Origin of the sequence: Actinomadura sp. KC06 (assembly GCF_004348735.1) — a bacterium.
In the GTDB taxonomy this organism is placed as follows: Bacteria; Actinomycetota; Actinomycetes; order Streptosporangiales; family Streptosporangiaceae; genus Spirillospora.
Genome location: NZ_SMKT01000188.1, coordinates 1 through 14,760 on the forward strand (window position 1 = coordinate 1; position 14,760 = coordinate 14,760).

14 protein-coding genes and 2 tRNA genes are annotated in these 14,760 nt (G+C 76.2%); 10 read left to right on the plus strand and 6 right to left on the minus strand.

Features of this window, described 5'->3' with window-relative positions; all coding sequences use genetic code 11:
• Nucleotides 1–153 precede the first annotated feature (153 nt).
• Nucleotides 154–1,803, plus strand: a complete 1,650-nt coding sequence (locus tag E1287_RS36715; protein ID WP_131969892.1) for a DUF885 domain-containing protein — start codon at nt 154–156, stop codon at nt 1,801–1,803.
• A gap of 43 nt (nt 1,804–1,846) precedes the next feature.
• Here E1287_RS36715 and E1287_RS36720 read toward each other — a convergent pair whose 3' ends face one another.
• Nucleotides 1,847–2,242, minus strand: a complete 396-nt coding sequence (locus E1287_RS36720) for a hypothetical protein (RefSeq protein ID WP_131969893.1) — start codon at nt 2,240–2,242, stop codon at nt 1,847–1,849.
• Between the two features lie 551 nt (nt 2,243–2,793).
• Between E1287_RS36720 and erm the strand changes: the two genes are divergently transcribed.
• Nucleotides 2,794–3,654, plus strand: a complete 861-nt coding sequence (erm, locus tag E1287_RS36725; protein WP_131969894.1) for an ErmE/ErmH/ErmO/ErmR family 23S rRNA (adenine(2058)-N(6))-methyltransferase — start codon at nt 2,794–2,796, stop codon at nt 3,652–3,654.
• A gap of 84 nt (nt 3,655–3,738) precedes the next feature.
• Here erm and E1287_RS36730 read toward each other — a convergent pair whose 3' ends face one another.
• Nucleotides 3,739–5,196 carry a benzaldehyde dehydrogenase gene (locus E1287_RS36730; protein ID WP_131969895.1) on the minus strand — a complete coding sequence of 486 codons (1,458 nt, stop codon included), beginning with the start codon at nt 5,194–5,196 and terminating at the stop codon, nt 3,739–3,741.
• A 381-nt stretch (nt 5,197–5,577) separates the two neighbouring features.
• On the opposite strand from E1287_RS36730, the gene E1287_RS36735 reads away from it, so the two are divergent.
• A tRNA-Asp gene (locus E1287_RS36735) sits at nt 5,578–5,650 on the plus strand.
• Nucleotides 5,651–5,688: 38 nt separating this feature from the next.
• Nucleotides 5,689–5,760 (plus strand) — tRNA-Arg (locus E1287_RS36740).
• 16 nt (nt 5,761–5,776) lie between these two features.
• On the opposite strand, the gene E1287_RS36745 is transcribed toward E1287_RS36740, so the two are convergent.
• Nucleotides 5,777–6,535 (minus strand): TetR/AcrR family transcriptional regulator, encoded by a 759-nt coding sequence (locus tag E1287_RS36745; protein WP_131969896.1) that lies wholly within the window; start codon nt 6,533–6,535, stop codon nt 5,777–5,779.
• 85 nt (nt 6,536–6,620) lie between these two features.
• Here E1287_RS36745 and E1287_RS36750 point away from each other — a divergent pair, with 85 nt between their 5' ends.
• Nucleotides 6,621–7,625 (plus strand): ATP-binding cassette domain-containing protein, encoded by a 1,005-nt coding sequence (locus E1287_RS36750; protein WP_243719686.1) that lies wholly within the window; start codon nt 6,621–6,623, stop codon nt 7,623–7,625.
• Nucleotides 7,622–8,485, plus strand: a complete 864-nt coding sequence (locus E1287_RS36755) for an ABC transporter permease (RefSeq protein WP_131969898.1) — start codon at nt 7,622–7,624, stop codon at nt 8,483–8,485. The genes E1287_RS36750 and E1287_RS36755 overlap by 4 nt, the downstream gene beginning before the upstream one ends.
• Nucleotides 8,486–8,572: 87 nt before the next feature.
• On the opposite strand, the gene E1287_RS36760 is transcribed toward E1287_RS36755, so the two are convergent.
• Nucleotides 8,573–9,106 carry an N-acetyltransferase gene (locus E1287_RS36760; RefSeq protein ID WP_131969899.1) on the minus strand — a complete coding sequence of 178 codons (534 nt, stop codon included), beginning with the start codon at nt 9,104–9,106 and terminating at the stop codon, nt 8,573–8,575.
• Nucleotides 9,103–10,224: a ribosome small subunit-dependent GTPase A gene (rsgA, locus tag E1287_RS36765; RefSeq protein WP_131969900.1), complete on the minus strand. Its 1,122-nt coding sequence runs from the start codon at nt 10,222–10,224 to the stop codon at nt 9,103–9,105. The genes E1287_RS36760 and rsgA overlap by 4 nt, the downstream gene beginning before the upstream one ends.
• Before the next feature lie 302 nt (nt 10,225–10,526).
• On the opposite strand from rsgA, the gene E1287_RS36770 reads away from it, so the two are divergent.
• The 4 genes from E1287_RS36770 (at nt 10,527) to E1287_RS36790 (ending at nt 13,831) form a co-directional block, all read left to right on the plus strand.
• Complete coding sequence (locus E1287_RS36770) at nt 10,527–11,591, plus strand: hypothetical protein (RefSeq protein WP_131969901.1); 1,065 nt, start codon at nt 10,527–10,529, stop codon at nt 11,589–11,591.
• Nucleotides 11,592–11,689: 98 nt separating this feature from the next.
• The gene (locus E1287_RS36780) at nt 11,690–12,949 is read left to right on the plus strand and encodes a hypothetical protein (RefSeq protein WP_165969385.1); all 1,260 of its coding nucleotides are present in this window, start codon (nt 11,690–11,692) and stop codon (nt 12,947–12,949) included.
• 83 nt (nt 12,950–13,032) lie between these two features.
• Nucleotides 13,033–13,332 carry a 4a-hydroxytetrahydrobiopterin dehydratase gene (locus tag E1287_RS36785; RefSeq protein WP_131969904.1) on the plus strand — a complete coding sequence of 100 codons (300 nt, stop codon included), beginning with the start codon at nt 13,033–13,035 and terminating at the stop codon, nt 13,330–13,332.
• 13 nt (nt 13,333–13,345) lie between these two features.
• Entirely contained in the window at nt 13,346–13,831 is a 486-nt protein-coding gene (locus E1287_RS36790) for a TIGR00725 family protein (protein WP_207934678.1), read from the plus strand.
• Between the two features lie 49 nt (nt 13,832–13,880).
• Here the strand turns inward: E1287_RS36790 and E1287_RS36795 are convergent, their stop codons facing one another.
• Nucleotides 13,881–14,672 (minus strand): SDR family oxidoreductase, encoded by a 792-nt coding sequence (locus E1287_RS36795; RefSeq protein WP_131969905.1) that lies wholly within the window; start codon nt 14,670–14,672, stop codon nt 13,881–13,883.
• Nucleotides 14,673–14,760 lie beyond the last annotated feature (88 nt).

The following is a 14,760-nucleotide window of genomic DNA, read 5'->3' on the forward strand; positions in this document are numbered from 1 at the left end:
GTCCGGGGGTGCGGCGGCGGCTGGATCAGGTGTCGGGGGTGGTGCTGGTGGGCCTGGGTGTGCGGCTGGCGGCCGAAACACGTTGACCGGCCCGCCGCTTTGGCACATTTTCATGATCGCGTCTTTGGGCGGGTTGGCCGTAGCCTTGGGGCCGTGACCGCACTGGATGACCTCGCAGACCGGTATGTGGACGAGTTCGCTTCGCTTGACCCGTGTCTTGCGGCCTTGATGGGTATCGCCGGGCAGGACGCGCGGCTGACCGATTACGGTCCGGAGGCGTCGCAGGCGCGGGTGGAGCTGGCGCGGCGGACGCTGGCGGAGCTGGCGCGGACTCCGGTGGAGGGGGACGCGGGGCGGATCGCGGCGGCGATGCTGCGGGAGCGGCTCGACGTCGAGGTGGCGTTGGACGAGGCGGGCGTGCTGGAGGGCGCGCTGGACACGATCGACGGGCCGGTGCAGCGGATCATCCGGGCGGTGGAGCTGCTGGACCAGGGCGCGGCGACCGATTGGAAGGCGGCGCAGGCCCGGGTGCGGGCGCTGCCGGAGGCGCTGGCGGGGTTGCGGGTGTCGCTGGAGCGGGCGTGCGCGCGGGGCCGGGTGGCGGCGCGGCGGCAGGTCGTGCGGAACGCGCGCGAGTGCTCGGACGTCCCGGTGTATCTGGCGGAGCTGTCGGCGCGGTACGGGGACGGTCCGCTGCGGGGCGGGCTGGACGCGGCGGTGCGGGCGGCGTCGGCGGCGCTGGTGGAGTTCGCGGGGTTCCTGACCGGTGAGCTGGCGGCGCGGGCGCCGGAGCGGGACGCGCTGGGCGCGGACCGGTACCGGCTGGGGGTGCGTGACTTCCTGGGCACGGACCTGGATCTTGAGGAGACGTACGCGTGGGGCTGGGAGGAGCTGGCGCGGATCCAGGCGGAGATGGCGGAGGAGGCGGCGCGGATCCTGCCGGGTGAGCCGCTGCCGGCGGTGCTGGAGGCGCTGGACGCCGATCCGGCGCACCGGATCAAGGGCGCGGAGGCGTTCCGGAAGTGGATCCAGGAGCTGGCCGACCGGGCGATCGCGGATCTGGACGGGGTGCATTTCGACATTCCGGAGCCGCTGCGGCGGATCGACTGCCGGATCCCGCCGGTGGAGTCGGGGATCTACTATCTGGCGCCGGCGGAGGACCTGTCGCGTCCGGGAACGGTGTGGTGGACGGTGGAGGAGGACCCGTCCGGCGACATCGTGACGTGGTCGGCGCCGTCGACGATGTTCCACGAGGGCGCGCCGGGTCATCATCTGCAGCTGGGGGTGACGACGCTGAACCCGGTGCTGAACCGGTTCCAGCGGGTGTCGAGCGAGCTGTACCCGGGGCATTGCGAGGGGTGGGGCCTGTACGCGGAGCGGCTGATGGACGAGCTGGGGCACTACCGTGATCCGGCGCACCGGCTGGGGATGCTGGCGGGCGGTCAGCAGTTCCGCGCCGCGCGGGTGATCCTGGACATCGGGATGCATCTGGAGCTTCGGATCCCGGCGGGGACGGGGTTCCACGAGGGGGAGCGGTGGACGCCTGAGCTGGGGTTCGAGTTCCTGCGGGCCAACAAGGGCCCCGACCCCGATTCGGTGGTGGCGTTCGAGATCGACCGGTATCTGGGGCGTCCGGGGCAGGCGATCGCGTACAAGCTGGGGGAGAAGATCTGGCTGGAGGCGCGGGAGGCGGCGCGGCGGCGGGACGGCGCGGCGTTCGACCTGAAGGAGTTCCACCGGCGGGCCCTGGATCTGGGCCCGATGGGCCTGGACCTGCTGCGCGCGGAACTGGCCCGCTCCTGACGCCTGACACGCGGTAGCGCGCCCTCACCTGGCGGTTCGTGGGTCAGACGGGTTCGGAGGGGTCGAGGCGGGTGCGGGCGGCCGGTGCGGGCGTGGCGTCCACGCCGGTCTCGCGGAGCCAGCGGCGCGCGTTGCGCCACTGCCGTTCACTCACCCGCTGCTGCGGCGGCGTGTCGTCCGCCGCGCCGTTCTGACCGCCGTTCTGACCGCCGTTCTGCGGGGCGGCGGGCATCCCGGCCGGCGTGTCCGCCTGGGGGTCCGCCGGGGTGTCGGCGGAGCTGCCGACGTGGCCGGCCCGTTCGTCGCCGGGTTCGACGATCCGCTTCTCGTAGTGCGGTGGCCAGCGCAGCAGCATCCGGCGGCCGCAGGTGGGGCAGGCCCATTCCTCGAGCCCGGACTCTTCGATCCGGACCATCCGCATCTCGTGCGTGCTGTACACGATGTGGCCTCCTCGACCTCGCCGCGGGGTTCCGGTTCCGGGGGTTGTGGGTTTGTGATTGCCCACGTCAAGAGGGTTAAACGGGATGGCGGGCGACCTTTAAGGTCCGGTCACGTGTCAGGCGCGAAAACGTTTTGGGACGGGCGCGGGCCCGGCGCTACGATGGCGCGCATGTCAGGTATGACGAAGAGCGCGGTCCGGGTGGCCGTCTCCGTGGCCGCGTACGTCCGGCTGCGTGAGCGTCGCCCCGCCCTGGACCGCCCAGCGCGCACCGGCGCCTGACCCCTTTCCGGCGGGCCCGCCGAGCCGTCTCGGCCGCCCGCCGCCATCGGCACCTGACTCACGGTGTCATCTGACTCACAGAGTCATCAGCTTGCGGTGTCTTTCGCGCGGTGTCTTCCGCCTGCGGTGTCCAGGGCCTTCGAGCGTCCGCCGACCATTTCGGGCGGGCCCGCCGGGCACCGGTCACGCGCTGCGCGCTTCCCGGGGTGAGCCACGGGTGCGGCCCGTCGCGACCGGCCCGCCGAGGCCGCAAGCCGAGGACACCCACCGTGACCCCAAAGCCCCACAACACCCGGAACACCCGCAGCACCTCCGGAAACACTGGCAACACCCGTCACGACGCACGCGCGGCGCGCGGGCGGGCGCGCCGCGAGCTGTCGCAGAACTTCATCGCCGACCCCGACATCATCGCCCGCTACGCCCGCGCCGTCTTTGACGGGCCGGGCGGGCTGGTCGTGGAGGTCGGCGCGGGCGACGGGCGCGTCACCGCCGCGCTGGCCGGGCGCGCCCGCCGCGTGATCGCCTACGAGATCGACCCGGTGATGGCGCGGCGGCTGGCCGAGCGCTGCCGCGACCTGCCGAACGTGCGCTGCGTGACCGGGGACTTCCTGGCCGCCCGGCCCCCGCGCGGGCCGTTCCACCTGGCGGGGAACATCCCGTACTCGGTCACGTCCCGGATCGTGGCGTGGGCGCTGGACGCGCCCGGCCTGGTGTCGGCGACGCTGGTGACGCAGCGGGAGTACGCGCGCAAGCGCACCGGCGACTACGGGCGGTGGAGCCGCCTGACGGTGCGGACGTGGCCGGAGTTCTCCTGGCGGCTGGGGGCCCGCATCCCCCGGGACCGGTTCCGTCCCGTCCCGCGCGTGGACGCGGCGGTGCTGCGCCTGGACCGCCGCCCCCGCCCGCTGCTGCCGCCGCGGGCGATGGACGACTACGTCCGCTGCGTCGACCTGGGGTTCAGCGGTGTGGGCGGCACCCTGCGCGCCTCGCTGCGGCGGGCCTATCCAGGGGCGCGGGTGGACGCGGCGTTGCGCGCGGCGGGGGTGCCGCGCGACGCCGTGGTCGCGTTCGTCCACCCCGACCAGTGGGTGGCGCTGTCGCGCGCCCTGCACGACCACGACACGCCCTGACAACCAGCCGTGACAGCGGGCCCTGACGGCCGGGCCGCCGCGCCCGGCGCCCGCCCCTGGATGCGGGCGGCCGGGCGGGCGGGGTCAGAACGGGTAGGTGGCGATCTGGTCGCGGACGGTGACCCACTGCGTCTCGGTGAACGCCTCGATGTTGGCGTCGGGCCCGCCGAACCGCGACCCGTTCCCGGACGCCGCCAGGCCCCCGAACGGGACGACGGGCTCGTCGTTGACGGTCTGGTCGTTGATGTGGACCAGCCCGGTGGGGACCGCGTCGGCGATCCGCATGGCCTGCCCGACGTCGCCGAGGACGCCCAGCGACAGCCCGTACTCGCTGGCCGCCGCGAGCGCGATCGCCTCCTCGGTGGTGGCGAACGGCACCACGGGCGCGACGGGCCCGAACACCTCCTGGGCGTAGGCGGGCATGTCCGGGGTGACCTCGGCCAGGACGGTCGGGCGGTAGAACAGGCCCTCGTGGGTGCCGCCCGCCGCGAGGCGCGCCCCGGCAGCGACGGTGCCGCGCACCAGCTCGTCGACGTGCGCGAGCTGCCCCTGGTCGATGATGGGCCCGAGCGCGACGGGCCCGGACGCCGGGTTCCCCACCGGCAGCTTGTCGGCCTTGTCGGCCAGCGCCGCGACGTACTCCTCGTGCAGGCTCTCGTGGACCAGGTGCCGCCCGGAGGTCATGCAGATCTGCCCCTGGTGCAGGAACGCGCCCCACGCGCCGGCCGACACCGCGTCGGTGACCTTCGCGCCGGGCAGGACGATCAGCGCGTTGTTGCCGCCGAGTTCCAGGTGGGCGCGTTTGAGGAGCCGCCCGCACACTTCGCCGATCTTGCGTCCGGCGGCGGTGGAGCCGGTGAACGACACCACCCGCACCTCCGGCGCCGCCACGACCGCCTCGCCGGCCTCGCGGCCGCCGGGCAGCAGGTGCAGCAGGCCCTCGGGCAGCCCGGCCTCCTGGAAGATCCGCGCGAGGGTCACGCCGCCGCACACCGCGGTGCGGGGGTCGGGTTTGAGCAGGACGGCGTTGCCGAGCGCCAGCGCGGGCGCGACCGACCGCATCGACAGGATCAGCGGGAAGTTGAACGGGGCGATCACGCTGACGACGCCGGCGGGGCGGCGGCGCGCCAGGCTCCAGCGGGGCTGCGCCGACGGCAGGACCAGCCCCTGCGGGTGGGAGGCCAGCGCCGCGGACTCGTAGCACAGGCTCGCCGCGAAGTGCGCCTCCAGCTCCGCCTTGGGCGGGATCGACCCGGACTCCCGGACGATCCAGTCCTGGATCTCGGCGGCGTGGTCCTCGAACAGCCGCCCGGCGCGGCGCAGCACGGCGGCGCGTTCCTCGTAGGTGCGGGCGGCCCAGTCGCGCTGCGCGGAGGCGGCGTTCTCGGCGGCGCGCTGGACGTCGGCGGCGGAGGCCTGGCCCAGGGTGCCGAGCGTCCCGCCGGTCGCGGGCTCGGTGACGTCGTAGACGCCGCCGTCGGCGGCGGTCCAGCCGCCGTCGAAGATCTTCCCGGTCCAGACGCCGGGGTCGAGCAACGCCATCGCTCCTCCTCGCTTACGGGGTCGTGCGCGCGGACCCGCGCACGCACGCAGATCCCCGGTTTCCACCCTCGCCATGCCGGGCGCGTCCGGGAACTTCATCGTTCCACTCAATGGAAACGTCCCCGCCGGGAAAACCCGTTGCGGCCGCGGAGGCCGCGGGGCACTCTGGAGATCACGGACGCCGGAACGCCCGGCGCCGCGGCCACGGGAGGGAGCGGTCATGACGCCCCGACGCCTCGATCGCGACCGGGCCCGCGCCACCGGGCCGGCGGCCCCCTGACGTCCGCGCCCCCGCGCGCGGCGGCCGCCTTCCTCTCCGGAAGCGCGGCCGTTCCCGTCTCCGGCGGCCGGCCGGTTCCCGGTGCGGTCGTCGACGTTCACGACCTCGTAGCTCAGCGGTCAGAGCACCGGCCCGTCACGCCGGACGCCGTGGGTTCGAATCCCATCGGGGTCGCCGCCCCGCCCCCGCTGTCACCCTGGGGGCGGGGTCCACTCCCCGTAGCTCAGCGGACAGAGCACCGGCCTCCGAAGCCGGAAGCGCAGGTTCGATCCCTGCCGGGGAGACCGCAAGACCCTCGCGTCAGGGGGGTGGGAGGACGGCGGCGATGCAGTCCAGGACGCGGTTGAGGCCGTAGCGGAACTGCTCGTCGGGGGTCATGTGCGGCAGGCGCGCGTCGATGACGATGCGCTCGAACATCGGGTACGCGCCGGTCTCCAGCAGCCGGCGGACGTAGGGGCCGCTCTGCGACATCCACCGCTCGGGCGTCATCCCGCTCTGCTCGCTCTCGCGGGCCCATTCGATCTCGCCGCGCACGACCCGCTCGACGTAGCCGCCGAGCATCTCCAGCAGGGTGAAGATCTCGTCGATGGGGATGCCGACGTCCAGCGCGCCGAACGCGAACTCCGTCAGCCGCAGCCGGTTGGGGCCGGGCACGGCGCGGGGGCGGTGCAGGCCCGCCAGCCAGGGGTGGCGCTTCCACACCGCGCGGGTCCGCTCGGCGAGCAGGGCCAGGTCGGCGCGCCAGTCGCCCGACGGGCGGGCGGGCATGTCCATCTCGGCCAGGACGTGGTCGGCCATCAGGTCGAGGAGGTCGTCGCGGGACGGGACGTACCGGTACAGCGACATCGCGCCGGTGCCGAGGTCGGCGGCGATGCGGCGCATGGACGCGGCGTCCAGCCCGTCGGCGTCGGCGATCCGGATCGCCGCCTCGGTGATCTGTGCGCGGGAGTAGGCGGGGCGGGGCCCGCGGCCCTGCCGCTCGGGCCGCTCGGGGACCGACCAGATGCTCACGAACTCGCCGCCTGACAATCGGGCCTCCTCGTCTAGCTCCCGCAGCATCCTAGTTGCGTACGACGTACCCAGTTGTTTACGCTGGCACGCATTAGTTGCGTACATCGTACTCAGATGGTGCTGGAGGCCGCTCGTGACCGACGAACCGATCGTGGTCGCCGAGGCGCTGCGCAAGCGCTTCGGCGACACCCAGGCCCTCGACGGCCTCGACCTCGCCGTCCCCGCCGGGACCGTCTGCGGCGTCCTCGGACCCAACGGCGCCGGGAAGACCACGGCAGTGCGGATCCTGGCGACCCTCGCCGACGCCGACTCCGGGCACGCCCGCATCGCCGGGCACGACGTCGCCCGCCACCCCGACCGGGTCCGGGAGCGGATCGGGCTGGCCGGGCAGTACGCCGCCGTCGACGAGAAGCTCACCGGACGCGGCAACCTGCGCATGTTCGGCCGCCTGTACCACCTGTCGCGCCGCGACGCGCGCCGCCGCGCCGAGGAGCTGCTGGACCGGTTCGGGCTCGCCGAGGCCGCCGACCGGCAGGTCGCCGGCTACTCCGGCGGGATGCGCCGCCGCCTCGACCTGATCACCAGCCTGATCCTGCGGCCCCAGGTGCTGTTCCTGGACGAGCCCACCACCGGCCTGGACCCCCGCGGCCGCGGCGAGATCTGGGACGCCGTCCGCGAGCTCGCCGCCGACGGCACCACCGTCCTGCTCACCACCCAGTACCTGGAGGAGGCCGACCGGCTCGCCGACGACATCGCCGTCGTCGACCACGGCCGCGTCATCGCCACCGGTCCCCCCGAACGGCTGAAGGCCTCCGTCGGGGACCGGCTCGACGTCGTGCTGGACGACCCCGCCGCGGCCGGCGCCGCCGCCGACGTCCTGCACCGCCTCGCCGGCGCCCACCCCGCCCTGGACGCCGCCCGCCTGTCGGTCCCGCTGGCCGCCGGGGCCGTCCGGCTCGCCGAGGTCGTCCGCGAACTGGACCGCGCCGGCGTCACCGCCGCCGACGTCGCGCTGCGCCGCCCCACCCTCGACGAGGTGTTCCTGCGCCTCACCGGCGACCCCGCCGGCACGGCCGACCCCGGCGCTCCCGGCGGGGCCGCCGGCGGGCCCGAGCGGCGCGAGGAGGCCGTGCGATGACCGCGCTCACCGCGCCCCCGCCCCCGTCCCGGCCTCCGACCGTGTCCGCGTCCCGTGCCGGGCGGCTGCGCTGGACGCTCACCGACGGCCTCACCCTCATCGGACGCGAACTCGCCCGCCTCCGCCGGGCGCCCGGCGAGCTCGTCGGCGCGCTGATCTTCCCCGCGACGATGGTGGTGCTGTTCGGGTACGTGTTCGGCAGCGCCATCGCCGTGCCCGGCGGCGGGAACTACCGCGAGTACCTGATGCCCGGCCTGTTCGCGATGGTCACCTTCACCGCCACCATGGCCGTCACCCTGCGCGTGGCCACCGACGCCTCCCGCGGCGTCATGGACCGGTTCCGGTCCATGCCCGTCGCCCGCTCCGCCGTCCCGTTCGGGCAGACCGGCGCCGAACTGCTCAGCGGGGTCCTCGGCCTGGCGATCATGGCCGCGGCCGGGCTCCTGGTCGGCTGGCGCGCCCACGGCGGCGTATGGCCCACCGTCGAGGCGTTCCTGCTGCTGGCGCTGATGCGGTACGCGCTGAGCTGGGCGGGATGCTACCTCGGGCTGGTGGTGAAGAACGAGCAGACCGCCGACCAGCTCATCCCGCTGGTGTTCCCGGTGACCATGCTGTCCAACTCCTTCGTCCCCACCGCCGGGATGCCCACGGCGCTGCAGGTCATCGCCGACTGGAACCCCGTCAGCGCCCTCACCGCCGCCTGCCGCGACCTGTTCGGCAACCCCGGCGCGGCCGAGCCGGGCGCCGACCCGGCGTGGCCGCTGGCCCACCCGGTCGCCGCCACGCTCGGCTGGTCGGTGCTGCTGCTGGCGGTGTTCGTCCCGCTGTCGGTGCGGACCTATCAGCGCCGCGGCCGGTGACGTGCAGGGCGGGGCCGCGACCCGGAATTGCGAACCGGGCCGCGGCCCCGCCCTCACACGCCGCTCACGCGGCTCACGCGGGGCGGGTCAGACGCCGAACGGGGGCGGGTAGGCGACCGTCCCGGACGGGACCGGGCCCGGCCCGTCCAGCACCAGCGCCATCAGCGCCTCGTCCGGCACCGCGAACGCCACCCCGACGCCCAGCGACGACGCCCGGACGAAACCGAACCGCGGGTAGTACTCCGGATGGCCGAGCACCACCACCAGCCGCTCCCCGCGGCCGGCCGCCGCACGCGCGGCCGCCGCGTCCAGGACGGCCCGGACCGCCGCGCCGCCCGCGCCGCGCCGCTGCCACCGCGGCAGGACCGCCACCGGCGCCAGCGCCAGCGCCCCCGACACCTCCGCCGGGCCCTCGCCGACCCGGCACCGCGTCGCCAGCGCGTACCCGGCGACACCGCCGCCGGGGTCCTCGGCGACCATCGACAGGCCCGGCGCCCACGCCGGGTCGGTGCGCAGCGCGTCCACCAGGTCCGCCTCGGCGGCCGTCGGGAACGCCGCCTCGACCACCGCGCGGACCGCGCCGCGGTCGCCCGGCCGCTCCGGCCTGGTCGTCCACCTCATCGGTCCCGCCCCCGCTCCTTGTACATCTGCCGCTGCCATCTGCTGACCGACTTCCACCGGTTCTCCCGTTCGGCGCGCAGCCGCGCGTCGGTGCGCGAGGCCGCCCACTCGTTCTCGCGCAGCAGCTTGCGGTAGCTGTCGAGGCGGCGGCGCGGCAGCGTGCCGTCCTCGACCGCGGCCAGGACGGCGCAGCCCGGCTCGGTGCGGTGCGCGCAGTCGCCGAACCGGCACCCGGCGGCCAGCTCCTCGACGTCGGCGAACGTCCGCTCCAGGCCCTCGGACGCCTCGAACAGGCCGACGCCGCGCAGCCCCGGCGTGTCGATCAGGACACCGCCGCCCGGCAGCGGCAGCAGCACCCGCCGGACGGTGGTGTGGCGGCCCTTGCCGTCCTGCTCCCGGACCTCGCCCGTGGCCAGGACCTCGGCGCCGAGCAGGGCGTTGCCGAGCGTGGACTTGCCCGCGCCCGACGGCCCGATCAGCACCACCGTCCCGGACAGGATCGCGCGGACCACGTCCACGCCGTCGCCGGTCGCGGCGCTGCACGCCACCACGTCCACGCCCGGCGCGGCGGCCGCCGCCTCCGCCAGCGCCTCGGCGGCGCCGGGCGCCCGGTCGGATTTGGTGAGGACGACCACGGGCCGCGCGCCGCTCTCCCAGGCGAGCGCGAGCAGCCGCTCCATCCGGCCCAGGTCCAGCCGGGCGGCCAGCGACACCGCGATCGCGACGGTGTCGACGTTGGCGGCCAGCACCTGGCCGCGCGAGTCCCGCGACGCCGACGACCGCACGATCGCGGTCCGGCGCGGCAGCAGCGCCGCCACCGCGGGACGCCCGTCCGGGCCGTCGGGACGCAGCGCCGCCCAGTCGCCCGTGCACGGCGCCACCGCGGAATCACCCGCGGGATCACCGGACGGGCCGCCGGGGGAGAGGGATGCGGGGACGGGGCCGGCGGAGGCCCGCAACGGGCCGGTCTCGGCGACCACGTCGCACAGGCCGCGGTCGACCGCGGCCACGCGCGCGGGGATCAGCCCCGCGGCGCGATGAGAGGTGAACTCGTTCTCCAGGGTCGTGTCCCAGCCGTAGGCGGCCAGCGGCGACGACCCCGCTGAAGCGGAAGACAATGTCGGAACCTTCGCGTGAAAGGGGCCCCGGCACGGACGCGCCGCAACGAACAGTGCGGTTGGTGCGGTTAGCGCGTCAGCCGGCGGCCCGGGAAGTGAGGACGGGCTGAATGCTGCGGGCAGCAGCCACCGCAACGACGGCCATACGTCCACACCTCCTCACGAGTCCGGACGCGACTCTACCCGCCGCGCCCCGGCCCGGCCAACCGGTTATCCGGCGGGGCGCGTTTCCCCCGCGCGGGGGAGCGGGATCGGCCCCGGCGGGGAGGCGGCGGCGCGGGCGCACGCCGCAGGATCTGCTCATGGCCACCACCCTCACCGACCCCGCCGACCGCACCGACGTCACTGACCACGCCGACGGCGGCCGAGCCGGGTTGCGGGGCCTGGTGGGGCGGCTGACGGCCGGGCGGCGGCTGCCGCTGGTCGCGCTCGCCTGGGTCGGCGCCTACGGCGCGCTGCGCGTGTACTGGGCGTCCGGGCGCCGGCCGGGGGACCTGTCGCCCGTCGGCACCGACCTGGTCGTCTTCACCGGCTGGGCCGCGGCGGCGCTGTGCGGGGCCGCTGCGCTCGTGCTGGCCGCGCTCGCCGCCCCCCGCGCGGACGCCCTGGCGCCGCTGCCCCGCCGCGTCCTGCTGGCCGCGGCGTGGACGATCGCGGCCTGCCTGGTCGCGTCTTCGGCGCTGCTGCTGCTCGACGTCGTCGGCGGCGTCCTGCCCGGTCTCGGCATCCGGTTCTACCCGCTCGGCGCGCTCAGCCGCGCCGCCTGCGCCGCCGCCGGGATCATGACCGGGCTGTCCGCCCTCGCCCACGCCCGCCGCGCCCGCGCCGGCTGCGGCCGCTGCGGGCGCCGGGCCGGCGCGCCCGGCCCGCTGGCCGCCACCCCCGCGTGGGCGTTGTGGGCCGCCTACCTCGCCGTCGCCGGATGCCTGGCCCGGATCGCCGCGCAGGCCGCGGTCGGGTTCGGCGAGTCACCGCTGTCGGGCGGGCCGTCGGCGATCCTGTTCGAGGCCGGGTTCCTGCTCGGCGGGAGCCTGCTGCCGCTGGCCCTGGTCCACTCCTTCGGGCGGACGTGGCCGCGGCCGGTCCCCGGCCTGGGCGGACGCCGCGTCCCCCGCCGGCTGGTGCTGTGGCCCGGCGCCGCGATCTCCGGCGCCCTCACCGTCTACTTCGGGCTGATGCTGCTGCAGATGCTCTGGGAGCGGCTGAACGGCCGCAACCCCTTCCCGGCCGAAGGGGGGCTGGACCTGCCCGAGGCGTTCTTCTGGGTCGCCGTCCCCTCCTACCTGCTGTGGGGCGCGGGGATGGCCGTCGCCGCCCGCGCCTACGCCCGCCGCACCCGCGTAGCCTGCCCGTCCTGCGGCCGCTGACCCCGGGCGGCACGGCGCGGATCGGGGCGCGCTCACCGGAACCGGTGGCCGACTTCGGAAGTTATGGTGATTTGTGGGGCGGATCGCGAGGAGGGGGCGTGGCCGTGGACGACAACGACACCGTGGACCCGGAGGGAACTCACCGGGACCTTGAGAAGAAGGACCAGGCGGAAGGGGACGGCGCGCAGCGTCCCGGGGACGGGCTCGCCGAACGCGCCGGCCGCGCCGACCGGGCCGCCGCCGAACGCCTGGAAGAGATCTGGGACGGGCTGGCCCCCGCCGCCGCGTCCGCCGCCCGGATCGCCGTCACCGCAGGCGAGCCCGTCGCCGCCGCCGCGCGCGACGCCGCCGCCCTCGCCGCGACCCGCATCCTGGAGCAGGTGTCGGGGACGCCCGCGATGAAGGCGATCGAGCAGGCCGCCCGCGACGCCGCCGTCAAGGCCGCGTCCGCCGCGGCCGAGCGGGCCGTCACCGAGGCCCGCGCCGCCGCCGCGGCCAACCCCGCCACCGCCAGCGCGTTCGAGGCCGCCGCCACCGCCATGACCCTCGCCGAGCAGGCCGGACGGCAGGCCGCGCGGCACCCCGTCGCCGCTGCCGCGCGCCGCCTGGCCACCGCCAGCCCCCTGGCCCGCGACGTCGCCGCCACCGCCCGCGACGTCGCCGGACGCACCGTCACCGCGACCGTGTCCGCCCCCGTCGTCCAGGCCGCGACCAGGACCGTCGTGGACGCCGCGGTCGACACCGTCGCCGACGCCGCCGTCGACGCCGCCATGATCGCCGGGCGGGACGTCGTCGCCCGCGTCGTCCGCGAGACCGCCGAGCAGGCCGCCCGCGACCTGGCCGCCGGGCTGCGCGACCGCGCCCGCGACGCCGCCGGGCGCGCCGCCCGCGACACCGGCGTCGCCGACGCCGACCTGGCGCCCCTCGCCGCCGCGGCCCGCACCGCCGGGGACCTGCTCACCGCCGCCGCCGGCAGCGCCTTCGCCCGCACCGCCCGCGACCTGGCGCTGCACGCCGCCGCCCGCGCGACCACCGCCGCGATCGAGGCCGTCCTGCGCGAGCTGATCCGCGACGCGCTCAAGCTCGCCATGAAGGACACCCTGCGCGGCCTCATCGTCGACGTCTCCCGCGACGTCGTCGTGGACGTCGCCAAGACCACCTGGACCACCGCCACCCGTCCCGCCGCCCGCCCCGCAGCGCCGGCGGCGGCCGTCGTGGTCGAGGCGACCGCCGAACCCGCCGGGGACGTGTGGGCCGACGCCACCGCGGAAGTCGCCGTAGAGGTCACCGCGCGGGTCACGCGGCAGATCGCGGGGGAGGGCGCGGCCCAGGACCCGCCCCGCGACGACGCGCCCTGACCCGGGCCCCCGCCGGCCCGGCGGCGCCGTGATGTACTCGGAGGGGAAAGGCCGTCCTCGCCGACGAACACGGAGGTAACACGATGGCCGACACGCTCGACGACACCGCCGTCGCCGGCCTCCTGCGCGACCTGCCCGCCTGGACACGCGACGGCGACGCCATCCGCCGCCAGGTCGAGGCGCCCTCGTTCCCCGCCGGGATCGACGTGGTCACCGACGTCGCCCGCGCCGCCGAGGACGCCGGCCACCACCCCGACATCGACATCCGCTGGCGCACCCTGACCTTCACCCTCACCACCCACAGCGCCGGCGGCCTCACCGGCAAGGACTTCGACCTCGCCGCCGCCATCGACGCCATCGCCGCCCGCCACGGCGCCGGGTAGCGGCGCCCGGGCCGTGGCCGCGCGGACGGCGGTGCAGGTGGCGGTGTGCGGGCCCGGCGAATGCACCGAGCCCGAATGGGACCACGCCCACGAGACCGGGCGGCTCCTGGCCGCCCGCGGCGCCGTGGTGATCTGCGGCGGGCACGGCGGCGTCATGGCCGCGGCGGCCGCCGGCGCCCGCGCCGCCGGCGGGATCGCGGTCGGGGTGCTGCCCGAAGCCGACCGCGCCGCCGCCGGACCCGACCTGACCGTCGCGCTGCCCACCGGCCTCGGCCAGGCCCGCAACACCCTCATCGTCAACGCCGCCGACGCCGTCATCGTCGTCGGCGGATCATGGGGGACGCTGTCGGAGCTGGCCCTGGCGATGCGGCGCGGCACCGTCCCCGTCGTGCAGCTCGGCGGATGGCGCGTCCACGACCAGGACGGGCGCCCGGTCGGCGGCATCGTCCACGCCGACCGTCCCGAGGACGCGGTCCGCGCCACCGGCCTCTGGCCCTAGCGGGCGGGCGCGGCGGGGTGGGCCGGGCCCGGCTTCCGGGCGGGGCGGGCTAGTGGGCGGAGTAGCCGCCGTCCACGAAGATCGACTGGCCGGTGACGTAGGCGGCCGACGCCGACGCCAGGAACACCGCCGCGCCCGCGAAGTCCCCCGGCAGGCCGTTGCGGCCCGTCAACGTCCGCTCGGCCAGGGCCTTCACCGCCGCCGGGTCCGACGACAGCCGCGCGTTCAGCGGCGTCATCACGAACCCCGGCACCAGCGTGTTGGCCGTCACGCCGCGGCCCGACCACGCCTCGGCCTGCGACCGCGCCAGCGCCACCAGCCCCGCCTTCGACACCCCGTACGCGCCGCTGGTCACCGACGCCCGGAACGCCTGCTGCGAGGCGATGTGGATCAGCCGCCCGAAGCCGCGCCCCGCCATCGCGGGACCGAACCGCTGCCCGAGCAGGAACGGCGCGTCCAGGTTCACCGCCATCGTGGTGTCCCACACGTCCTCGCCCAGCTCGTCCATCGGCGGCCGCAGGTTGACCGCCGCCGCGTTCACCAGGATGTCCGGCTCCCCGAACGCCGCCGCCGCGCCGTCGGCCGCCGCCGCGACGCCCGCCCTTGACCCCAGGTCCGCGCTGACCGCGGCGGCGCGGCAGCCGTGTCCCTCCAGCTCCCGGACCGTCGCCGCAAGCTCCGCCTCCCGCCGCGCCACGACCACGACCGACGCGCCCGCCCGCGCCAGCGCCTCCGCGATCGCCCGGCCGATGCCCGAACTGCCGCCCGTCACCACCGCGACCCTGCCCTCCAGCGAGAACAGCTCCGACAGGTACGGGACGGCAGACCGGCGACCACTCATGATCGCGAATTCTACGGTCCCGGCCCGCTCACCCCCCGCCCGCGCCCCTCCGGCCGGGCGAGGTCCGGCGGTCTGGCGAGGTCCGGCG